Source organism: Paraburkholderia sp. RL17-347-BIC-D (assembly GCF_046027915.1).
In the GTDB taxonomy this organism is placed as follows: Bacteria; Pseudomonadota; Gammaproteobacteria; order Burkholderiales; family Burkholderiaceae; genus Paraburkholderia.
The window spans coordinates 1-22217 of the sequence record NZ_JARESS010000006.1 but is presented as its reverse complement, the minus strand read 5'-3'; the positions used below and the strand labels follow the sequence as shown (position 1 = coordinate 22217).

The window sequence follows — 22217 nt, the reverse complement described above, 5'->3', positions numbered from 1 at the left end:
GAGACACATGGAAGCCCTGTTGGACAAGACGGCGAATCAGCCCGCCGCGACGGTCGAAGCGCCGCCCGCGCTATTCAATTTCGCAGCCTACCTGTTTCGGCTGAACGAAGCTCGCGCCGCCAAAACCGCCTATATCGACGACACCGGCAGCGCCACCTACGGTGAACTCGAGGAACGCGCGAGGCGCTTCGCGAGCGCGCTGCGCACGCTCGGCGTGCATCCCGAAGAGCGCGTGTTACTCGTGATGCTCGATACCGTTGCGCTGCCGGTTGCCTTCCTCGGCGCGCTCTACGCGGGCGTCGTGCCGGTGGTCGCGAACACGCTGCTCACACCCGCCGACTATGTCTACATGCTCACGCATAGCCATGCGCGCGCCGTGATCGCCTCGGGTGCGCTGTTGCAGAATGTGACGCAGGCGTTGGAGTCCGCCGAACATGACGGTTGTCAGTTGATCGTCTCGCAGCCGTGTGAAGGCGAGCCGCTCCTCGCGCCCTTGCTCGAAGAACTGATCGACGCCGCCGCGCCTGCCACCAAGGCCGCCGCAACGGGTTGTGACGACATCGCCTTCTGGCTATATTCGTCGGGCTCGACCGGCAAACCGAAGGGCACCGTCCACACGCATGCAAACCTGTACTGGACCGCCGAGCTGTATGCGAAGCCGATTCTCGGCATCACCGAGAGCGACGTGGTGTTCTCCGCGGCCAAGCTGTTCTTCGCGTACGGTCTCGGCAACGGATTGACGTTCCCGCTGTCGGTCGGCGCCACGGCGATCCTGATGGCGGAACGCCCCACCGCCGACGCGATTTTCACGCGCCTCGTCAAGCATCGCCCGACAGTGTTTTATGGCGTGCCGACGCTCTACGCGAACATGCTGGTGTCGCCCAACCTGCCCGCGCGCGCCGATGTCGCGATACGCATTTGCACCTCGGCGGGTGAAGCGCTGCCGCGTGAAATCGGCGAGCGCTTTACCGCGCACTTCGGCTGCGAGATTCTCGACGGCATCGGCTCGACAGAAATGCTGCACATCTTCCTGTCCAATCGTGCGGGCGCGGTCGAATACGGCACGACGGGCCGTCCGGTGCCGGGATACGAAGTCGAATTGCGCGACGATGCCGGTAACGCCGTGGCCGATGGCGAAGTCGGCGACCTGTATATCAAGGGGCCGAGCGCGGCCGTGATGTACTGGAACAACCGCGAGAAGACGCGTGCCACCTTTCTCGGCGAGTGGATTCGCAGCGGCGACAAATACTGCCGGCTGGCGAACGGCTGCTATGTCTACGCGGGCCGCAGCGACGACATGCTCAAAGTGAGCGGCCAGTATGTTTCTCCTGTCGAAGTGGAAATGGTGCTGGTGCAGCACGACGCGGTGCTCGAGGCGGCGGTGGTCGGTGTCGATCATGGCGGCCTCGTGAAGACTCGCGCGTTCGTGGTGTTAAAGCGTGAATTCGCGGCGTCTGAGATACTCGCGGATGAGTTGAAGGCCTTCGTGAAGGACCGGCTCGCGCCGCATAAATATCCGCGCGACATCGTGTTCGTCGACGATCTGCCGAAGACGGCCACCGGAAAAATTCAACGCTTCAAACTGCGCGAGCAGTCATAAGGTGATTTATGCAGAACCCCGCCATTGGCAGCGTTGCAGCAACGACCGCTAGCAATTTCGCTGACTTGCCCGCTACCGCGTCGCATGGACCGTTGCGCATCGAGTATCGCTGGGTGAATGAAGCGGCGGGCAACGCGCCGATCGCCGTCTTCCTGCATGAAGGCCTCGGGTCGATCGCGATGTGGCGCGACTGGCCGCAAGCGCTGTGCGAGCGGCTCGGCATGCGCGGGCTTGTTTATTCGCGGCCCGGTTACGGGCTTTCCACACCGCGCCCGCATGAGGTGAAGTGGCCCGTCGATTTCATGACGGCGCAGGCGCGCGATATCCTGCCCGCGTTGCTCGACGCACTCGATATCGATATGCGCGAACGCCGGCGCATGTGGGTCATCGGCCATAGCGACGGCGGTTCGATCACGCTGTTGTACGCGGCGCTCCATCCCGACGAGTTGGCTGGCGCGGTGGCGATTGCGCCGCATGTCTTCGTCGAAGATATTTCGGTGGAAAGCATCGCGCAAACCAAACAACTCTACGAAACCACCGACCTGCGCAGCAAGCTCAGCCGCTATCACGCGGACGTCGATTCCGCGTTCTATGGCTGGAACGACATCTGGTTGAATCCGGCTTTCAGGCAGTGGTCCATTGCCGGGGAACTGGCGTCTATCCGCAAGCCCTTGCTCGCGGTCCAAGGCCATGGCGACAACTACGGCACGATGGCGCAGATCGATACGATCGCCGCACACGTGCCGCATGCGCAACTGGTCAAGCTCGACGCTTGCGGGCACTCGCCGCATCGCGACGCGCCAGGGCCGTTGAACGAAGCCATTGCGGCATTCGTTCTGACGCAGCGCTAAGCAGCCACCTTCCCGACGCCGAACAGCGCATATCTATTGGCTGGCCTAGATGTAATCGCCCGCCGCCCAATTCTCAACAAATACCCAAATTTCCACATCTTCACAAAAGTTACACAGGTAAGCGACTATTCTTGCGCATCGCTGACCTGGGCACATGGATGCCCTGGCGCAACTTCCCCGTGCCGGAGACATTGCCATGTCTGTTGTGTCGCAGCCGTCTATTGCCTTCCATCGCAAACGTTTGGCGGGCGCACTGGCCGCCGTGTCGCTCTGCATGCTGCTCGGCGCTTGCGGCAACGACGACGACAAATCCCCGGACACACGCGCCCTTAGTTCTACCGAGAGTTCCGCCGGCGACAGCAGCGCCGCCACGGTTCTGTCGGCGAATCCATCTTCCGCTTCACCCGCGCCCCCAGCACTGACGATTCAAACCCCTGCACTACCCGCATCAAGCGCCGATCCGGCATTGTCCGCCGCCGCGTCGACGCCGCTCGCCACACCTGTGATCCACACCGTCGACTGAGTTTTGCGTGTCACGCGACGCGCGGGCGAGGCTCGCGCGCCACGTGCCTCGTTCCTCCACCGAAGATCAAAAGCCAATACCATGACCTCAAAAAATCGCCGTGATTTTCTGCGCTCCGCCGCGCATGCAGCCGGTTCCGCCACCGCGTTGAGCATGCTGCCGCTGGGCATTCGCAACGCGCTCGCCATTCCTGCCAACAACAAGACCGGCACGATCCGCGACGTCGAGCACATCGTCGTGCTGATGCAGGAAAACCGCTCGTTCGACCATTACTTCGGCACGCTCAAGGGCGTGCGCGGTTTCGGCGATACGCGCGCGATCAATTTGCCGAACGGCAAGCCCGTGTGGTATCAGCCGCTCGCGGCGGATGTCGGCTACGTGCTGCCGTTCCGCCCCACCGCGCCCAATCTGGGTCTGCAATTCCTGCAGGATCTCGCGCACGACTGGACCAGCACGCACGCGGCATGGAACGGCGGCCGCTACGATCAATGGGTGCCCGCCAAGAGCGCCACGACAATGGCCTATTTCACGCGCGAGGACATTCCGTTTCACTATCAGCTCGCCGACGCGTTCACGATCTGCGACGCGTACCACTGCTCGCTGATGGGACCGACGGACCCGAACCGCTACTACATGTGGAGCGGCTGGGTGGGCAACGACGGCAGCGGCGGCGGTCCGGTGATCGACAACTCCGAGCTCGGCTACGGCTGGTCCACGTATCCCGAAGTGCTGCAAAACGCCGGCATCTCGTGGAAGATCTATCAGGACATCGGCACCGGTCTCGACGCGAACGGCGCGTGGGGCTGGACGCAGAACCCGTACATCGGCAACTTCGGCGACAACTCGCTGCTCTACTTCAATCAGTACCGCAACGCGCAGCCCGGCAATCCGCTCTACGACAACGCACGCACCGGCACGAACGCCGCAAAGGGCGACGGCTATTTCGATATCCTCAAGCGCGACGTGCAGAATAATGCTTTGCCGCAAGTGTCGTGGATCGTCGCGCCCGAAGCCTATTCCGAGCATCCGAACTGGCCGACGAATTACGGCGCGTGGTACATCGACCAGGTCTTGCAGATTCTCACGTCGAATCCCGAGGTATGGAGCAAGACGGTCTTGCTGATCAATTACGACGAGAACGACGGCTTCTTCGACCACGTGTCGCCGCCGTTCGCACCGTCGTCGAGCGCGAACGGTTTGTCCACCGTCGATACCAGCAACGAAATCTATCCCGGCGATGCGAAGATTCCCGCCGCCCCGTACGGACTCGGACCGCGCGTGCCGATGCTGGTGGTGTCGCCGTGGTCGAAAGGCGGTTACGTGTGCTCGGAACTGTTCGACCACACGTCGGTGATCCGTTTCATCGAAAAGCGTTTCGGTCATGAGCGCAATCTCGGCGAATCCAACATCACACCGTGGCGCCGCGCGGTATGCGGCGACCTGCTGTCGGCGTTCAACTTCAGCAATCCGAACGACGCCTTCCCGACGCTGCCGGGCACGAGCGGCTACGTGCCGCCCGATCAGAACCGTCATCCCGATTATGTGCCGCTGCCGCCGGCCATCCAGGCGGTGCCGAAACAGGAACCCGGCGTGCGCCCCGCTCGCGCGGTGCCGTACGAGTTGTTCGTGCGCGTACATGGCGAAGGCGCGACGAACCAGCTCACGATGCGTTTCGTCAATACGGGCCGCGCCGGCGCGGTGTTTCTCGTCTACGCCGCTCACGGTCTCGACGCGCCGCGCACGTATACGGTCGAAGCCGGCAAGCGTCTGCAGGATCAGCTTCCGTTGAACGCCGACGGCAGCTATGACTTCACCGTGTACGGCCCGAATGGCTTTCTGCGCCGCTTTGCGGGCAAGCCGGTCTCGCGCAGCTGGTGGAACGGCTCCGACATCGCGCGGCCTGAAGTCGAGGAAGGTTATGACGTCGCGAACGGCAATCTGCAATTGCGGCTGGAGAACGTGGGCAGTGCGCCTTCCCAGTTCAAGATCATCAACGCGTACGACCCGAACAACGTGATCAGGCGTACGGTACGCGGCGGCGATACTGACCAGCTCTACCTCGATCTGCGCAACGCCCACGGTTGGTACGACCTGGCCATTACGGTCAATACTGATCCGCTGTTCGCGCGGCGCTTTGCCGGACACGTCGAGACCGGCAAGAGCAGCATGAGCGATCCGGCGCTGGGTAGTTAAGCCTTAGCCGAAAGTTTCGGTGAAATACAACGGCCGCTGCGATGTAGAACGCAGCGGCCGTTTTTTTTTGCTCCATCCTTGGCACTTGCGCCTGGCAACGTCACGCGGCGACGGCGGCCGATAAGGACGCGCGCTCGCGTGCCTTCTCGCGAATCGCGTGCACGATGAACTCCGCATCGCGCGCGACGCCGGAGAAACGCCCCGAGCCCCACGTATGCAGCCACGGCAAGCCGACGAAATACAAGCCGTCGATCGGTGTGATGCCGCGCGTATGCGCCGGATAACCGCGACCGTTGAACACGGGGGCGTCGAGCCAGCTGAAGTCCGGCGTAAAGCCGATACACCAGATGATCGCGGCAATCCCGCTCGCTTCCACGTCGAGCCTAGTGCGCTCTTGCGCCGGACGCCACACCGGTTCGTACGCGCCACCCTGCGGCGCGTCGATACCGTGCTTCTCGATGAAGCCGTCGATGCTCACGTTGATCCGGTTATACGTATCATCCGCCGCATCGAGATTGGCCGCGAGCGTGGGCGAGAAATGGAATTGCCCGTCGCGCAGATCGTCGAGGCGGCCGTACAACTCCATGCCTTCGGCGGCGAACTTGCGCAGATCGATATCGCGGCCACCGTCGCGGCCCGTGACGTAGTGATTGGTGTTGTCGCGCACGCCTTCGCGCAACGGATGCTTTTCGACCGGCATGTCGTAGTACTGCATGTCGGCGAGCCAGTCGACCACGTCGCGGCCTCGATAGAAACGCGCGCAACGCGGCGCCTCGCCGACGGCGAGTACGACCTTGCGGCGGGCCAGATGCAAATCTTCAGCGATCTGCGCGCCGGACTGCCCCGTGCCGACCACCATCACCGCGCCATCAGGCAGAGCCTGCGGATTGCGATACGCCGACGACTGCAGTTGTACGATCCGCGCAGGCAAGCGCTCGGCAAGGCGCGGCACGATCGGCGTGTGATAACCGCCCGAGGCCACCACCACCTGATCCGCGGTGAAATCGCCCTGCGTCGTGGTGATCGAATAGACGCCGTCGTCGCGCTGCTTGACGCGCTTGACTTCAGTGCGCTCCATCAGCGGCGCATCGACGTGTTCAATGAAACCGTCGAGATACGCAACGATCTCATCCTTTTTCATGAAGCCGTGTGGATCGTCGCCACGATACGGATAACCGGGCAGCGCGCATTGCCAGTTTGGCGTCACCAGGCAGAACGCGTCCCAACGCTGCTCACGCCACGTGTGCGTCACGGTGTTCTTCTCCACGACCAGATGGTCGATGCCGGCCTGCTTGAGGTAGTAGCTGACCGACAGACCCGCCTGCCCGCCGCCGATGACGAGCACACTGTAATGGCCCTCGGCGCGTGCGCGATGTGCTGGATTCGACATGATGCGTCCTCTGAAAGAATAAGCGCCTAGCTGAATTCGATGACCTTGACGGTCGCCCCCGGACGATCGCGAAAGCGCGCCGCGTCGCGCTCGATCTGCGCAAGCTGGTCCATCGCCGCCGAGCAGGCAAAGCCGTATTTCTCGCGCACACGCTCGGACGCGATACCCAGCGCCTGCCGCGATCGCGCGACGAAATCTTCCAACGCGTAGGCCTCGCCCGGTGCGAAAAAGTCACCGATCACGAGCGAAGGCGAATAACAGTTCGCTTCGTCGCCATCTGGCCATTTAATGCGAAAGTGCATGACAGGCATCGCTAATCCTCGAATCAATGAGTAAGCAGAGCGCGCTTCGCGAGGTAACGGCGGTAGGCGTCTACGTGATGCTGCGCGCTCGCGGCCCAGCTAAAGCGCGCGAGCAACGCAGGCACGGCGTGCTCGAAGTCGAGACAACTCTCGCTCAACGCTCGCGTTAATGCCGCAGCGACCGAATCCACGTCGAGTGGATCGGCCCAGTAGCAAGTGGTGTTGTCGAGATACTCGGTGAATGGCGCAATCGACGAGGCCACCACCGGCGTGCCGCTCGCGAGCGCCTCCAACACGACGAGACCGAAACCTTCTCGCAACGACACCATTGAAAGGACATCGGCGCAGCGAAACAGCGCGGGCATGACAGCGTCTTCGAGCGGACCCGTCACCATGACGCTTTCATGCGGGCCGATGGACAGACCCAACTCGCCTGCGCGTTGCAGCAAGCGGCTGGTATAGGCATCGTGATCAAGCAGACTCGCACCGCCCGCGATAACGAGTTGCGCATGCGGCACATTGCGGCGCATGGATGCGAACGCTTCGAGCAGCGCCAGTGTGTTCTTACGCGCCTCGATGCCGCCCACTGCCAGCACGATAGGTCCACCGTCGATGCCGAAGCGCTGCCTGAGCTGCGCGTCGTGTTGATCCGGCTGCGAAGAAAAACGCTTCACGTCCACGCCGTTCGACACAGTGATGGCACTAATGCCATACATGGATTGCATTTCACGCGCCCAAGTATCACTCACGCACAACACCTGATCCGCGTCCTGATACGCGCGCCGTTGCCAGGCTGCCAACTTGAGATCGTTGAAATGATCCAGGTGGTGAACCGTACGCATGAAGCCGTGAATGAATCCCTCCGCTTTCATCTCGGCGAGTGCATTGCCGCTGATGCTGTCCTGCGCGTGCAGCACGTCGAACGCGCTTGCGTCGTGTTCGATGAGTGCTCGCCGGAACGCATCGATCCGCGCTTCGACCATCGCAACGGCATCGGCCTGAGCCAATAAGATAGGTGCATACACCACGCGGCACGCCGGCAGACGAAACAGCGTCTCGCCAGGCGCGGCCGGCACGAACACCGTCACGTCGTGCCCAAGGATCGTCAACGCCGCCGCCAGTTCCAGCGTATGCACGACGCCGCCGCGCGGATTGACCGAGTGCGTCAGCAAGGCGATACGCAACGCGTTCATTTCGTATCACCCTTCCCGACGATGAACGGTTCGCGCTGAAAGTCCCATAGCGTTGCAACATCGTCCCGCTGATGCATAACAACCTCGCTCGTTGCATCAACGGAACCGATCACCGCACACGCGAGGGCACGCGCGTCGAATTGCCCCTGCACGGCATCGACATGCTCCGGCCGCACGGAAAGCAAATAGCCGAAACTCGGAAAGGCAGTCACCCAGCGCTCCAGCGTCACACCGTCAGGCTTGGGAATGCACGCGAGATCGATCCGCGCTCCCATCTTCGAACATTCGAGCAACATCAGCGCAGTGCCGAGCGTGCCCGCCATGCTGATATCTTTCGCGGCGTCGCACAGACCACTTTCCGCCAGTTGAGGCAACAGTTCGAGATCGCCGCGCAGACGCTCGGGCGGTGCGTTCACGGAAGCATTCCAGAACGGATACGGTTCTTCGAAACGGCCGCGTAGATCGACTGCCATCATCAGACTGTCGCCCGGTTTCGCGTTGAAGCTCGACAGCAACGCCTTGGCGCGGCCGATAATCGACACCGCCAGTTGCGCCGCGTCGCTGCGCGTATTCGTATGGCCGCCGACAATCGGCACGCCATACGCGACAGAGGCCGCCGCCATGCCCGCCAGCACCTGGTCGGCCGCGCCGATGCCCGGACTCCACAGCGCGTCCACCACCGCCAACGGCCGCCCGCCCATTGCATAGATATCGCTGACGTTGACCATCACGCTGCTGTAGCCGGCGAACCACGGCATGGTGCTCACGAAATCGCTGACCATGCCTTCGATCGCAAAGAGCAGATAGCCGTCGCCATCGGCGAGCGCGGCACAGTCGTCGCCGAGCGCCACGGCTTGCGCGAGATCGTGCGTGCCGCGAGGCAAACGCTTCGCCAGAGAGTCGACCACGTCGACGATATCGGTCTTGTGCCGGAACCCGCGGCTTTCGCGCAAGCCGGCGACGAGATCGGCGACGCTCATGCCCCACTCCGCGCGGGTTCGAGACGACGCGAATACGCTTGCGCTTGCGTGCGCGTGACAAAGCCGCTATTAGGCGTCACGCACGGCGGATAGCGGTCCAATTGCGCCTGCATCAGATGATGCGGTCTGCCGAGCAGGGTTTCCTCCGCGAGCACGTCCCAATACATCGCGCGAAAGAGCGGCACATTCTGGCTCTGCACATGCGCCAGGAACGTCTCACAGCCGAGCGCATGCGCGCTGCTCACGGCGAGACGAATCAGCGTCGCACCGATCTTTCCATGTCGGCGAAACGCCGCATGCACGGCGAGGCGCGAACCGAACCACACGTTGTCGTGATCGCGATGAATGCGTACGGTGCCGACCACCTGCTCCGGCATGCCGCCGAGGCAACTGACGGCGACCAGTTGCTGTGCGTGCTGATCGATATCGTCGCGATCGTCCCCGACGAAAATGCCCTGCTCGACGCAGAACACAGCGCGCCGCAATTTGAACGCCTCTTCGGCTTCCCAATTCAACGTGGTCCACTTGATCCGGAATTCGCCCGGCGCATATGGCGCGAAAACGATGTCACCATCCAGCGCCTCGCCTGCAATCGCTTCACCGAACATGATCACTCCTCGTACGATGACAGCGACGAGCACGCGCCGCATTTGCCACAACCGGCCTTGATATCGCTCGAGCGCATGGCAGCGGCATTGAGCATGCCGCCAAGCGGCTGCAACACCGACTTCATGAATTCAGGCGTGGGCGCCGGATGATCTTCGAGCGGCGTGCCGCTGATCGGCACGAACGGCACGACGAACGGATACACGCCGAGCTCGATTAGTTCGCGCGACATCGTCAGGATGGCTTCCGCGCTATCGCCGAGCCCGGCGAGAATGTAGGTACTGACCTGCCCGCGCCCGAATACGGCCACGGCGGACTCGAACGCTTCCATGTAGCGCGACAGCGGCACGCTCGCCTTGCCCGGCATGATCCATTCGCGCAAAGCGGGCGTCACGACTTCGAGATGCATGCCGAGTGTGTCGATGCCGCTCGCTTTCATGCGCGCGAACCAGCGATCGTCGTCGGGCGGCTCGCATTGCGCCTGGATCGGCAGGTCGACCGCGGCCTTGATCGCGAATGCGCTCTCGCACAGAATCTGCGCGCCACGATCCGGCGTGGGCGGCGTGCCAGTGGTCAACACCATATGCTTCACGCCGTCGAGCAATACGGCCGCGCGCGCCACTTCCGCGAGTTGCTCCGGTGTCTTGCGCGCAATCGTGCGGCCCGCCGCGAGCGACTGCCCGATTGCACAGAACTTGCAACTCTTGCGCCGGCTCTCGTAGCGAATACAGGTTTGCAACACGGTGGTCGCGAGCACGTCCGCACTGTGCAATGCGGCGATATGCGAGTACGGCACGCCGTCTAGCGTCTGCATCGAGTAAAAACGCGGCGCTTTCGGAAAGCTGATGTTGGCGATCGGAATCGTGCCGCGCAGCAGCGCGCTCGAACCACTCGCATCGGGCGTCTGCGCGACGAAGGGCGAGTGCCACGCGGTGCTCGTATGCACGGGCACCATGATCGTCACCCCGTCCACCGTCACCGCCTTGTGGTCAGACGGTCCCGCGCCGCCGCGCCGGCTCGCCGCGCCCGCATCCGGCGAGACGAGCCGCAGACCGGCGGACTGCAATTCAGTCATCAATTGCCGGCTCTGCGCCGACAGCGACTCGCTGGCGCTCATCGCATCCTCCTTCGGTTGAATTGAAATCGGCGCTCGCGGCGGCCGGCCACGCCGGCATCGGCGCCACGGTTTCCGCAGGACGCCGGTTGATCGCGAGGCTCAGCAACTCGGGGCGCGCGTAATGGCCGACCGAATCCATCATGCGTTTGCGCTTGGTGATCAGCGCCATATCGAGGTCGGCGATCACCATGCCTTCGCCTTCGCGCAGCGGCTCGGCAAGATGCTGGCCTTCCGGCGACACGATCGCGGTATTGCAGCCGCCGCGCAGCGCCTTCTGCAAATTCGTATCCGGCGTCACGGACGCAATCTGCGCTTCGGTGAGCCACCCCGTCGCATTCACGACGAAGCAACCCGACTCCAACGCGTGATGCCGGACCGTCACCTCGATCTGATCGGCGAAGATCGGCCCCACCAGCGAACCGGGAAACTGACTGCAATGAATCTCTTCGTGTTGCGTCATCAACGCATAACGCGCGAGCGGGTTGTAGTGCTCCCAGCAGGCAAGCGCACCGACTCGCCCCACCGCCGTATTCGCCACCGTCAAACCCGCTGCGTCGCCCTGCCCCCAGATCATCCGTTCATGAAACGTCGGCGTGATCTTGCGGCGCTTGAGGACGATCCGGCCATCCACGTCGAAGATCAACTGCGTGTTGTAAAGGCTGCCGTGATCGCGCTCGTTGACGCCGAGCACCACCACCATCCGATGCAAACGCGCCTGCTCGGCCACCGCATGCGTCACCGGGCCCGGCACGATCACGGCCTCTTCGTAGAGTTTCATGTGATCGGCGCCGGACGCAACGGGCGGCCGCACGAAAGAGAAGTAGGGGTAATACGGCACGAAGGTTTCGGGAAACACGATCAGTTGCACGCCATCGCGTGCGGCTTTTTCGATTGCCTCGCAGACCTTTTCGAGCGTGCCGCCGCTGCGCTCGAAGTCGGGCGCGATCTGAACCGCTGCGGCGCGCACGACGCGCTTGCCCGTCGATTTTTCGGACATGGTGGTCACTCGCCTTTCGTCAAACCGTCCACGTATGGATGATCAACGCGTTGTCCTTGCGGTGAAGCAACTGGATGTCGAGCACGTCGAGCGGACTGATCGGCCGGATGCCTTCTATCAGCGAGGCTTCCCCGTGGCCATACAGTGCCTGCAGCGCGAAGCGGCACGCGTAGACCTTGCCGCCCTCTTCCATGAACTTCATCAGTTGCTTGTTGAAGTTCAGATGACCGGGAAACGCTTCGTCGCCGAGCGTGGGAAAGCCGCGTTGCAGACCGAGTGTGACGCCCGGTCCATACAGCAGCACCGAGGTTTCGAAGCCCTTGCGTTGCAGGCGCGTCGCCTGCAGCAGATTGACGAAGCCGATCGAGCCTTCGAACGCGACCGTGTGAAACGTGACGAGCGCCTTCTCGCCCGGCTCGGCTTTCACGTCTTCGAAGACTTTCTCCTCGTAGTCGACAAGGTAATCGCCTTTCTGATGCAGCGGTTTGTTGACGGCTGGCATGACACTCTCCGATCAGGTTTGCTAAGTAAAAGAGGGCGCGCGTTCAAGCTGTGCGCGCTTCTTCCAATGCAACGGCCGTGCCATTGATCGGCCAGGCGAATGCGATCAATCAGCAATCAATTCCGTCTCGATTCGAAGTGCGACTCGAAAAAATTTTTGGCGCGAAGGTTGCATACGACTCAGACATACCGCGCTAACGCCGTTGGCGGGGTTCTACCGCACCACCCATGTGCGATTCGCGCATAACGACGTGTCGGCATGGTGCAGTCATTCACCACGGTCGATCAATCCGATCATTGATTGCATGCGGATGCGATCAACTTCTTTCAACGTGAATAGAGACCCGAAGGCAATGAGCAGCCCGACACATCACTGGATCAAGCGTCTCGCCGACATTCGCAAGCCGGCCTATCTGGCGATTCCCGATCTGATCGAAGAAGATCTCGCCACCGGGCGACTGCGTCCGCGCGACCGCTTGCCGGGATTGCGCGATCTCGCCCTGGAACTCGCGCTGAACTACACGACGGTGGCGCGCGCCTACGCCGAAGCACGCAAACGTGGCCTGCTCGATTCGCGCGCCGGCAGCGGTACGTTCGTGCGCGGGCGTACGGCCACCTTGCCGCTCGCAGGCGGCAGCAGCATCGAAATGTCGATGAACACGCCGCCCGAGCCGCCCGATTACGTGACCCGCCTGCGCGAATCCGCCGCGCGGCAGATGGCCGATAGCGATCCTTATCAGTTGCTCCGTTATCAGGACTTCGGCGGCTCGGCGGCCGACAAGAACGCGGGTGCCGAATGGCTGAGGCGCCGCGTGCCGCATTGCGACGCGCAGAACGTGCTGGTGTGCCCCGGCATCCATAGCGCGCTGGTGGCGCTCGTCTCCCAACTCGCGCGGCCCGGCGGCACCATCTGTCTCGATGCACTCGCCTACCCCGGCATCAAGGCGATCGCCGCGCAACTCGGCGTGCGTCTGCAAGCGTTGCCACGCGACGACGAAGGGCCGCTCGCTCATGCCTTCGAAGCGCTCTGCAAGACGGACAAGCCGAGCGCGTTCTATTGCAATCCGACGCTGCAGAATCCGAGCACGCTGACGCTCACGCACAAACGGCGCGAGGCGCTCGCCGACGTGGCGCTGCGCTACAGCGTGCCGATCATCGAAGACGATGCGTACGCAATGCTGCCGCAGAGCGCGCCCGATGCGCTCGCGAGTTTCGCGCCCGAACTGACGTATTACGTGACCGGTTTGTCGAAGAGCTTCGGCGCCGGTTTGCGCGTCGCGCATCTGCATGCGCCGACGCCGCGGCAAACACAGCGGCTAGCCGGCGCATTACGCGCCACCACCGTGATGGCGAGTCCGTTCACGGTCACGCTCGCGACGCAGTGGATCGCGGACGGGACCGCTGCGGACATGCTCAACGCGATCCGCAACGAGTCGCGCGCTCGCCAGGCGATTGCCTCGCGCATGCTCGAAGCGTGGCCTTACGAAGCGCATCAGGATGGCTTTCATTTGTGGTTGCCGGTGCCGGTGGAAAGCGGCTGGAGCGCGTCCGAACTCGCCTTGCAGTTGCGCAATCAGGGGATCGCCGCCGTGGCGGGCGCCGCATTTTCCACCGATGGCAATCCGCCCAACGCCATGCGCGTCTGTCTCGGCGGATCGAAAACGCGCGACGAATGCGAGGAGGCGTTGCGCATCGTGGCGGAGACACTCGACCATCCGCATCATTTGCATTCTCCAGTCATGTAAGGCGATCGGCGTTATTGTCATACGAATACAGCGCATCACCGGCCGCTTACCAGCGTGCAGCGAAACGCTGTTTCCGCACGCATTGAAAACGCCAACCCGCAAGAAGTATTTCGCCGACAGTCGACACGCCGCCCCGCACGGCTCTCCCGCCGTTGGTGAGCAATTGAAAGCAATCGCCGCTCAAGTCCCACTTGTTGAAGCCGTATACAGCGTGTGAGGCCCCCGCCTCACCGACTCCGGTTCACCGCTCACTCCGAAAGACTCCCGACATGTTCACCTCCATTCGCGCGCGCATCGTCGCCCTGTGCGTCGCTATCGTTGTGGTCGCGCTCGCCGCCAACGCGGTTCTCAACTATGTCGTCGCCAACTCGTACAACGCCGATGCGATCGACAGCAGCCTGACCGCGGTCGAAAGCGGTCACGCGGACGGCATCAGCGACTGGGTCGCCGCCAACAGCCAGATGATCAACTCGTTGCAGGACGCAGTGCTGCAAGCCGATCCGTCCGCCGCGCTGAAGCAGATCGCCGCGGCCGGCAAGTTCACGAACGTGTATGTCGGCTACGCGGACAAGACCGCCAAGTTCTCCGACCCGACCGGCATTCCGCCCGACTACGATCCGACCGGCCGTCCCTGGTACAAGCAGGCCGCCGCGGCGGGCAAGCCGGTGGTGACGCCGCCGTACGTGGACGTGGGCACGGGCAAACTGGTGGTAGCGTTCGCCGCGCCCGTGGTGCGCGACGGCGCGGTGAAAGGCGTAGTCTCCGGCGACGTCGCGATGGACAGCGTGATCGCCAACGTCAAGTCGATTCATCCGACGCCGGCGAGCTTCGGCATGTTGATCGATGCGAGCGGCCATATCGTCGCGCATCCCGACGCGAAACTAACCTTGAAGCCGGTCTCCGACGTGGCGCCGGCCCTGACGAGCGACAAGCTCGCCGCCCTCTTCAGTACCGACCGTCCGCTGGAAATGGACGTGAACGGCAGCACGAAGCTGATGCGTGCCCAAGCGATTCCCGGCACGGATTGGTACGCGGTCGTCGCGCTCGACAAAGCCGAAGCGACGGCCGGCATGCGTTCGCTGCTGACCGCTTCGGTGATCGCGCTGATCGTGATCGCCGGCATCGCCGCCGCGGTCGTGGCGGCGGTCACGGCTGTTTCGTTTCAGCGTCTGTCGAAAGTGCGCGACGCCATGGACGCCATCGGCTCCGGCGAAGGCGATCTCACACAACGCCTGCCGGCCGCCGGCAACGACGAAGTCGCGCAGATCGCGCGTTCGTTCAACACCTTCATCGACAAACTCAGCCACGTGATGCGCCAGATTCGCGACGCCAGCGAATCGGTGCGCGTGGCCGCGAACGAAATCGCGGCGGGCAACGTCGATCTGTCGGGCCGCACGGAATCGGCCGCGGCGAGCTTGCAGCAAACCGCCGCGTCGATGGAGGAAATCACCTCGACCGTCACGCAATCGGCAAGCGCCGCGAAGCAGGCCGACGATACCGCCGTCTCCGCCTCGCAGGTCGCCTCGCGCGGCGGCGTGGTGATCTCCGAAGTGATTGCGACGATGGGCGAGATCCAGCATGCGTCGGTGAAGATCTCCGACATCATCGGCGTGATCGACGGCATTGCGTTCCAGACCAACATCCTCGCGTTGAACGCCGCGGTGGAAGCCGCGCGCGCGGGCGAACAGGGCCGCGGTTTCGCGGTCGTGGCCGGCGAAGTGCGCAGCCTCGCGCAACGCAGCGCGCAGGCGGCGAAGGAAATCAAGGCGCTGATCGAATCGACCGTGGCCAGCGTCACGTCGGGTTCCGGTCAGGTGCGCCAGGCCGGCGAGACGATGACGGAGATCGTCAGCAACGTCGCCAACGTGACGACCATCATTTCCGAAATCACCCAGGCCGCCAACGAGCAGACGCGCGGCATTCAGGAAGTGAACCGCGCGGTCAGCCAGCTCGACGAGATGGTTCAACAGAACGCCGCGCTGGTCGAGGAATCCACAGCGGCCGCCGCCGCGCTGCAAAGCCAGGCCGTGAGCCTCGCAAGCGCGGTGACGCAATTCAAACTCGATTAAACGCCTTACCTGGGACATCGCAGTGACGTTCTATAGAAATCTGAAGATCGCCGTTAAATTGGCGTTGCTCGGCGCGGTGTTGTTAGCCGCGACGATGATCGTGGGTCTGGAAGGCTGGCACGCGTTGTTGAAAACGCATGAGCTGCAAATCCAGTCGGCGCAATCGCTCAGTCAATACGCGCAAGCCGCCGACACGGCGCGCGTCGCGCAGGTCGAGTTCAAGAAACAGGTGCAGGAATGGAAGGACCTGTTGTTGCGCGGCGCCGATCCGGCCGCGTTCGCCAAATACCGTGATGCCTTCGGCAAGGAAAGCGGCACGACGCACGCCGCCCTGCTGCGCCTGAAGGATCAGTTGAGTGCGTTGGGTGCGAACGTGGACGGTGTCGACAAGGCGCTCGCCACGCATGCTTCGTTGCAGGACAGCTACCTCGATGCGCTCAAGCATTACGATGCCGCCGATCCGAACACAGCGCACGTAGTGGACGGTCTCGTGAAGGGCATCGACCGCGCGCCGACCGCCGCGATCGACGACATCGTCGCCACGGTGATGCAACAGGCACAAGACTCCAATGTGCGCACGAGCGAAGCGGCGGAACGCTCCTATACGCTTGCCACGGCGCTGTTGCTGTCGGTCGTGATCGGTTCGCTCGGCGCCGGTGCATTCGCGGTCTGGTTTCTCAGCCGCAGCATCACACTGCCGGTCAGGCAGGCCGTGGGCGTCGCGCAGGCGGTCGCAGCAGGCGATTTGCGCGCGGACGTGGCGGTGATGAGCCGCGACGAAACCGGCCAGTTGCTCATCGCGCTCAACGACATGAACCAGCGCTTGCGGCATATCGTCAGCGAGATTCGTGAAGGCGCGACGACGATTTCGTCGGCCACGCAGGAGATCGCGGCGGGCAACCTCGACCTGTCCGCGCGCACCGAACAGCAAGCGGCCTCGCTCGAAGAAACCGCTGCTTCGATGCAGCACTTCACCGACTCGGTTCAGCGCAACGCCGCCAATGCGCGCGAGGCCACGACGCTCGCGCAAACCGCCGCGCAAGCCGCGCGCGAAGGCGGCGCCGTCATGAGCGACGCGGTGCGCACGATGGGCCAGATCGACGCGGCGTCCAAGCGCATCGTCGATATCATCGCGGTGGTGGAAGCGATCGCGGCGCAGACCAATATCCTCGCGCTCAACGCCGCGGTCGAAGCGGCCCGTGCCGGCACGCAAGGGCGCGGCTTCGCGGTGGTGGCGAGCGAAGTACGCAGTCTCGCGCAACGTTCCGCCGATGCCGCGCACGAGATCAAGGCGTTGATTCGCGAGTCGGTCGCCACGATCGACGCTGGCACGCAACTGATCAATCACGCGAGCAATACGATGGACGGTGTGGTGGAAAGCGCCGGCAGCGTGACGCGTATCGTCGAATCGATCGCGACGGCGAGCGTCGATCAGGCAGCGGGTATCGCGGAAGTAAAAGATGCCGTCACGCAGATGGACCAGGTGACGCAAAGCAACGCGGCGCTCGTCGAACAGGCAGCCGCCGCGGCCGATGCGGTGCAAAGCAAGGCGTCGGGGCTGGTGCAAAGCGTGAGTTTCTTCAGGCTGGGCGCCGCGGCTTGAGGGATCGGCGCCGCGCGGCGCCTGTTGTCGTGTGAGGATGAAGCGGCGCGCAATGCGCCGCTTACGACTCGAAGTCGAGTCCGCCGATCAAAACCAGAGGATCGGCCTGCGTATGCGAGAGAAAATCCAGTTCGCGCGCATGATCCCAGCCTGCAAGCTTGCGCGGCAACGCGGCCAGGTAGCCGGCGAAACGCGACGGCCCTTCCTCGCCCATCAGTCTCTCGATCTCGTCGCTGTCCCAGGTCAGATACAGATTCAACGGATACGGGTAATGTCCCATATCTTCGATGGGCGTTGCATGAATTCGCACGCGTGTGGGACGTCCATGGCCACCGTACGGCAGCACTTCGGTATGCACCGTAGTGGCGAAACAGGCGGCAATCGCCTCGGCGATGCGAGGCGCGAATTGTTCATCGAAACGGGCGGCGCTCTCGGGACGCATCTGTGTCTCCGACTTTTGTGCGTGATGAGCTAGACATCGTAGCACGCGCGGAGGTGCGCGCCGGTTGTGGATCCGCCGCGGCGGCATCAGGGCAATCGCACAAGGCTCATAAGTCGATCAGACTGGCGCGATATCGATCGTCGGTGCAAGCCTTGAGACAGCGGCTCTTCAGTCCTACCCATGAGGACGTATTGCGTTCGAGCAGATTCAGGGCAATACGACGCAGCATCGCGAAGTTCCGAGCCGCGCCCCTTTGAGCAGCAATGCATCGACCAACTCTGGCATCGCCGTGATTGACCGCGCCTATGTCTTCGTCGGCAACCGGACTTCACTATGCCGCATTTCCATTGCATCGCCGGATATTTCAAGTTTTCCATCCGACGCCAGCATCTCGATCCTTCGCGCATAAAAGACATCGGGGACCCCTTTAAGGTGGCCCTTGTTTTGAATCATCGCCATTCCCGCGACCATCGCCACCTTCCGCCAGTCGTGCGTAACATTTTGCAGAATCGCCTCGTCAATCTGAAATAACTGCTTCGAATCCAGGTTGTCCACTAATTGCGCTTGAATCGAAGTTATCGAAGGCGTCTTTTTTTGTTTTCGATCTTTCATTCCAGAAGTCTGCCTTAAAACGGAATAGAGCGTGTTTTTCAAATAGGCGGCCCGGATGATGCAAGAGCCCGCCTGCTCCTAAGTGAACGTTTGCTGCGTCGGTGCGCGGTTGTATTGCCTCAATTACCCCCGCATCGAGCGGGGATGCAACCCATCATACATCTGCGCATTGAGCCGCCCCAGATGTTGCGCATGTCGGGATCATAACGCGCTGTAGAACATAAAGTCCTGCACGCTGCCTTCTCAGCCGCACAGCCGTCAGTGCACTTAGCCGCAGCAAGGATTTTCTTCGGCGTACTGGGCAGATTTGGTCCCGTGTCAAGCGGGTTTGCCCACCGATTGGACTCTCCGTAGTAGAGCCGCTGGGCGACTGGATTGGCCGCTCTCAGATAGCATAGTACACACAAGGGTTCAGTCTGGTTCGCTGCCCCGAGCATACTTTTTGCTGCCCCTACATGATTCGGTGGCGGCCCAGCGGGCGTAATGCCCCTCTCGTAATTGCTGAGCCATGTGTCAATCTCATCACTTGTTATTGCAACGTCAGGCCCTTGGTTGGTTGAAACGGTTGCGGTCCGTGATGACACATCCCCATTCGCTGTGTAGGCGAAATTGACCTTCAATGTGCGCGATACATTTCCGTTGAGCACGCCGGCTTGTTCGCTGTACCAGAAGATAGTCACTCGTCCGCGTGAGTCATAAGCGATACTTGCGGTGAAGCCCGGACCATTGATCTGTGCGGCTCTATGCGCTTGATCCCGAATCGATATTGTTTGAGAGGAAAGATTGATACGATTTGTGCTCTGGCGGAGGCTACCGTACGCGTCCACCACATATGACCATTCTCCCGTTTTGATTCCGTTCTCGTACATCTGAGCGAACAGCAGTAGATTCGTTGGGTCGTAGGCCATCCCATAGGTGCGCGTTTGACCTCCGGCCGTTGACGCATCGAAACCTTTGACACCCGTCGGATCGTCCGTAGACAGTTCGCTAATCCCCGTTGTGTTGCCGTTCGTGTCATAGACGTAAGAACGCATCCATCCAGGGGATGCGATCAACGAGGGCAATAGACTCGTTGCGTCGGCATACCGTATCGAGGTTATGGCAGTGCCAGACGTCGTCGTTCTCACCGATTTTGTCGGACGCCCAGCATCATCGTAAGTATAGGTGGCGCTATCTCCATTGCCCGACGTCTGAGTTAGCAAACGTCGAATTCACTACGGTTGGTCGCTGCATACCAGCGATCAGCGACGACGCGAGAAACGTATATCCTTTGCCGTCTGTAAGTGTGGTCGAACCACCGCCATAGGATAGTTGCACATTCTTTGTCGTGTCGGGATGGCTTACAGCAACAACTCGGCCTTGCTCATCGTATGCCCACGTCGCTGCGCGCGAGCCGCCCTCATCAATGATTCCAGTGAGAACCGCAAGAAATCGCTTATCGTCATAGACGTAGCGGCGTACATTGCCGTCCGGCAACGTAGCGGAAACGAGATTGTTGTGCGTGTCATACCCGTACCGTGTAACAGCACCGGTAGGGTCGGTCATTTGAATGATGCGCTGTTGCGAATCGTAGGCGAGTTGAATCCTCAGATCGATGTTCGGATTGGAACCGGCGGCGTGCTGCCTAATGGATATGAGGAGCCCCGATGCCGGTGCAATGCTCATCGGCGTACTGGAGTCGCTATAGGTGAGACTGGTGGTCATGTTCGTCCGGGTACTGACGGACTGTACGACGCCCTGAGCCGAATACGTTTCCGTTTCGTCGGTAAGCAGGTCTTTCAGCGTCCACGACGACGACTGCTGCGTTAGGCTCAGCGGCGAACCATCCACGACTCGCCATGCGTCGCCGGACTTCGCAAAGACGACTCGACCTCCCTCCGGTCGGTACGCGCTAACTTGCGGTGGATTTCCGCCCGCATTTGCCAGCCCGAGCTGTCTTTGCCAATTATGGAACCAGCTGACACCAATACCCGCGTCGGTCCTGATAAACGGTGATGACCGATATGAGCGAATGAACTTTAAAGGTGTATCGTCGCCGCTTGCAAAATCAGTTTCCGTTAAGATGGTCACCCCATTTGCCGGAAGGACCGGATCGGCGGCCGCACAATTTTTGTCGGGATCGGCCGGAGAGGGGGTCCCGCACCAGCTCTCAATGAGAGGTCGATTGTTTGGGCAGTTATAGCTACCCATCCCGACTGGGGTATTTGACGTAACGGTTAGAACACACGCAGGCGTACCCGGTGAAGCGCCGGATTTGCCGTAGAGGCCGAGACAAAGCGAGTCGCCACCGTCTGCACTCACATGAGCGCTCATGAGCAAGCAAGCAAGTGCGGTGGCAGTCCGAGCTAGTATTCTTGTTGCCCCGTTAAAACATTCTTCATAGTTCATCAAGCTCCCAAACCCCAATGCGTGTTAGAAATTGATATTGCCGCCAACACTTCACTAGGTTGAAGCGACCAAGAGAATAGGAGGAATCCTAAATTGCACCTCCGATCAGTTTCCCATTTGCGCACAATCGCATAAGGCGCATAAGCCGAGCAGGCTGGCGCGATATTGACCGACGCCGACTATCCGCTCGCTCGCATGGAAGCCGCGCCTTTGCACCGCTAGCTTGCGCCGGTCCTGCTTCTGAAGAAGGTGGGCGCCGTGGCGCCGATGGGTTCGTACAGCGGCCCGGCCACGGAAATCCTGATGCCGGGACGGCAGTCGGTGGGACCGGCGTAATACACTGCGGACGATGGCAAAAGCCGCGCGCCGATGCTCGCCGGAACCGGCGAGGCGGACTGGAAAATTGTGCCCGCGCGTCAAGGCGGCGCCGATGAAATCCGACAGCTATCAGGCGCGCTCGGCCGGGGTAACTACTTCCTAACGCGCTACGCCACTCGCCGCTTTGTCACTGTCAAGCGGCAACTGACGCGACGTCAACGGCCGGGGCGGTGGAAAAGCGAAGGCGACTTCCCGAAACGCAGGCTCCTTCTGTGAAGGCCCCGAAGCACCAATGATGCGTTGATGCAATGCAGAAGAAACCGTAACTGCGGCTTCGCGCTGCCCTCTCGCATCAAACCGTCTTCAGAATCCGCGGCCTCGTTTCGTTCAACACGCTTGCCGGCTCGGGCACCGCATCGGGCGCACTGTCGCCCTTCTCCGTGCGCATCGACAGATAGCGCAAACAGCACACCCGCAAAAACGATGCGAAGTTAGTCGGCATTTCGCCGCGCAGCGCGATCAGTTCGTCGTAGAGCTTCACGGCGAACTGGCTGGTCGTCATGCTCTCGCGCGCGGCGATTTCGTGTAGCACGTCCCAGAACAGATTCTCCAGCCGGACCGTGGTGATCACGCCGTGAATGCGCAACGAGCGCGTGCGCGATTCATACAGGATCGGATCGGCGTTGATGTATATCCGACACATAACGTTCACTCCCGGTTTCCAGGCGCGGGGGGCGGCGGGGGGGGTGTTGGGGCCCCCCCGCCCCCCCCCCCCCCGGGCCCCCCC

At 62.0% G+C, this 22217-nt stretch carries 20 protein-coding genes; 8 read left to right on the top strand and 12 right to left on the bottom strand.

Going from position 1 to position 22217, the window contains the following annotated elements; genetic code table 11:
* Window positions 1-7: 7 nt before the first annotated feature.
* From P0D96_RS10385 to P0D96_RS10370, 4 genes are all read left to right on the top strand, one after another.
* Window positions 8-1600, top strand: a complete 1593-nt coding sequence (locus P0D96_RS10385) for a benzoate-CoA ligase family protein (protein WP_408313312.1) — start codon at window positions 8-10, stop codon at window positions 1598-1600.
* An 8-nt stretch (window positions 1601-1608) separates the two neighbouring features.
* Window positions 1609-2451: an alpha/beta fold hydrolase gene (locus tag P0D96_RS10380; RefSeq protein WP_408313310.1), complete on the top strand. Its 843-nt coding sequence runs from the start codon at window positions 1609-1611 to the stop codon at window positions 2449-2451.
* A gap of 196 nt (window positions 2452-2647) precedes the next feature.
* On the top strand, window positions 2648-2974 hold the full coding sequence (locus tag P0D96_RS10375) for a hypothetical protein (RefSeq protein ID WP_408180124.1): 327 nt from the start codon (window positions 2648-2650) through the stop codon (window positions 2972-2974).
* An 81-nt stretch (window positions 2975-3055) separates the two neighbouring features.
* The gene (locus tag P0D96_RS10370) at window positions 3056-5167 is read left to right on the top strand and encodes a phosphocholine-specific phospholipase C (RefSeq protein ID WP_408313308.1); all 2112 of its coding nucleotides are present in this window, start codon (window positions 3056-3058) and stop codon (window positions 5165-5167) included.
* A gap of 100 nt (window positions 5168-5267) precedes the next feature.
* Here the strand turns inward: P0D96_RS10370 and P0D96_RS10365 are convergent, their stop codons facing one another.
* Genes P0D96_RS10365 through P0D96_RS10330 form a run of 8 tightly spaced genes read right to left on the bottom strand, consistent with a single transcriptional unit; the run spans window position 5268 to window position 12254 of the window.
* Window positions 5268-6557 carry an MSMEG_0569 family flavin-dependent oxidoreductase gene (locus tag P0D96_RS10365; protein WP_408313306.1) on the bottom strand — a complete coding sequence of 430 codons (1290 nt, stop codon included), beginning with the start codon at window positions 6555-6557 and terminating at the stop codon, window positions 5268-5270.
* Between the two features lie 26 nt (window positions 6558-6583).
* Entirely contained in the window at window positions 6584-6868 is a 285-nt protein-coding gene (locus P0D96_RS10360; RefSeq protein WP_408313304.1) for an MSMEG_0570 family nitrogen starvation response protein, read from the bottom strand.
* A 14-nt stretch (window positions 6869-6882) separates the two neighbouring features.
* The gene (locus P0D96_RS10355) at window positions 6883-8052 is read right to left on the bottom strand and encodes an MSMEG_0565 family glycosyltransferase (RefSeq protein ID WP_408313302.1); all 1170 of its coding nucleotides are present in this window, start codon (window positions 8050-8052) and stop codon (window positions 6883-6885) included.
* Entirely contained in the window at window positions 8049-9032 is a 984-nt protein-coding gene (locus P0D96_RS10350) for a sll0787 family AIR synthase-like protein (RefSeq protein WP_408313300.1), read from the bottom strand. Before P0D96_RS10350 ends, P0D96_RS10355 begins: the two co-directional genes overlap by 4 nt.
* On the bottom strand, window positions 9029-9640 hold the full coding sequence (locus P0D96_RS10345; RefSeq protein WP_132373727.1) for an MSMEG_0567/Sll0786 family nitrogen starvation N-acetyltransferase: 612 nt from the start codon (window positions 9638-9640) through the stop codon (window positions 9029-9031). The genes P0D96_RS10350 and P0D96_RS10345 overlap by 4 nt, the downstream gene beginning before the upstream one ends.
* A 2-nt stretch (window positions 9641-9642) precedes the next feature.
* Window positions 9643-10713, bottom strand: a complete 1071-nt coding sequence (locus tag P0D96_RS10340; protein ID WP_408313462.1) for an MSMEG_0568 family radical SAM protein — start codon at window positions 10711-10713, stop codon at window positions 9643-9645.
* A complete protein-coding gene (locus P0D96_RS10335; protein ID WP_408180077.1) occupies window positions 10706-11752 on the bottom strand; it encodes a Nit6803 family nitrilase in 1047 nt (348 codons plus the stop codon). The genes P0D96_RS10340 and P0D96_RS10335 overlap by 8 nt, the downstream gene beginning before the upstream one ends.
* A gap of 19 nt (window positions 11753-11771) precedes the next feature.
* Window positions 11772-12254 carry an MSMEG_0572/Sll0783 family nitrogen starvation response protein gene (locus P0D96_RS10330; protein ID WP_054040483.1) on the bottom strand — a complete coding sequence of 161 codons (483 nt, stop codon included), beginning with the start codon at window positions 12252-12254 and terminating at the stop codon, window positions 11772-11774.
* A gap of 352 nt (window positions 12255-12606) precedes the next feature.
* Between P0D96_RS10330 and P0D96_RS10325 the strand changes: the two genes are divergently transcribed.
* The 3 genes from P0D96_RS10325 (at window position 12607) to P0D96_RS10315 (ending at window position 17670) form a co-directional block, all read left to right on the top strand.
* Window positions 12607-13998: an aminotransferase-like domain-containing protein gene (locus tag P0D96_RS10325; RefSeq protein WP_408313297.1), complete on the top strand. Its 1392-nt coding sequence runs from the start codon at window positions 12607-12609 to the stop codon at window positions 13996-13998.
* A gap of 269 nt (window positions 13999-14267) precedes the next feature.
* A complete protein-coding gene (locus P0D96_RS10320; protein WP_408290243.1) occupies window positions 14268-16067 on the top strand; it encodes a methyl-accepting chemotaxis protein in 1800 nt (599 codons plus the stop codon).
* Between the two features lie 22 nt (window positions 16068-16089).
* On the top strand, window positions 16090-17670 hold the full coding sequence (locus P0D96_RS10315) for a methyl-accepting chemotaxis protein (protein WP_408313295.1): 1581 nt from the start codon (window positions 16090-16092) through the stop codon (window positions 17668-17670).
* Window positions 17671-17731: 61 nt separating this feature from the next.
* Here P0D96_RS10315 and P0D96_RS10310 read toward each other — a convergent pair whose 3' ends face one another.
* From P0D96_RS10310 to P0D96_RS10300, 3 genes are all read right to left on the bottom strand, one after another.
* Window positions 17732-18112, bottom strand: a complete 381-nt coding sequence (locus P0D96_RS10310) for a DUF5594 family protein (RefSeq protein WP_132373722.1) — start codon at window positions 18110-18112, stop codon at window positions 17732-17734.
* Between the two features lie 303 nt (window positions 18113-18415).
* The gene (locus P0D96_RS10305) at window positions 18416-18724 is read right to left on the bottom strand and encodes a DUF3658 domain-containing protein (RefSeq protein WP_408257936.1); all 309 of its coding nucleotides are present in this window, start codon (window positions 18722-18724) and stop codon (window positions 18416-18418) included.
* Window positions 18725-19894: 1170 nt separating this feature from the next.
* On the bottom strand, window positions 19895-20914 hold the full coding sequence (locus P0D96_RS10300) for an RHS repeat domain-containing protein (protein WP_408313460.1): 1020 nt from the start codon (window positions 20912-20914) through the stop codon (window positions 19895-19897).
* A gap of 567 nt (window positions 20915-21481) precedes the next feature.
* Between P0D96_RS10300 and P0D96_RS10295 the strand changes: the two genes are divergently transcribed.
* Entirely contained in the window at window positions 21482-21706 is a 225-nt protein-coding gene (locus P0D96_RS10295; protein ID WP_408313293.1) for a hypothetical protein, read from the top strand.
* 76 nt (window positions 21707-21782) lie between these two features.
* On the opposite strand, the gene P0D96_RS10290 is transcribed toward P0D96_RS10295, so the two are convergent.
* Window positions 21783-22133, bottom strand: a complete 351-nt coding sequence (locus P0D96_RS10290) for a ribbon-helix-helix domain-containing protein (protein ID WP_408180123.1) — start codon at window positions 22131-22133, stop codon at window positions 21783-21785.
* Window positions 22134-22217: the final 84 nt, after the last annotated feature.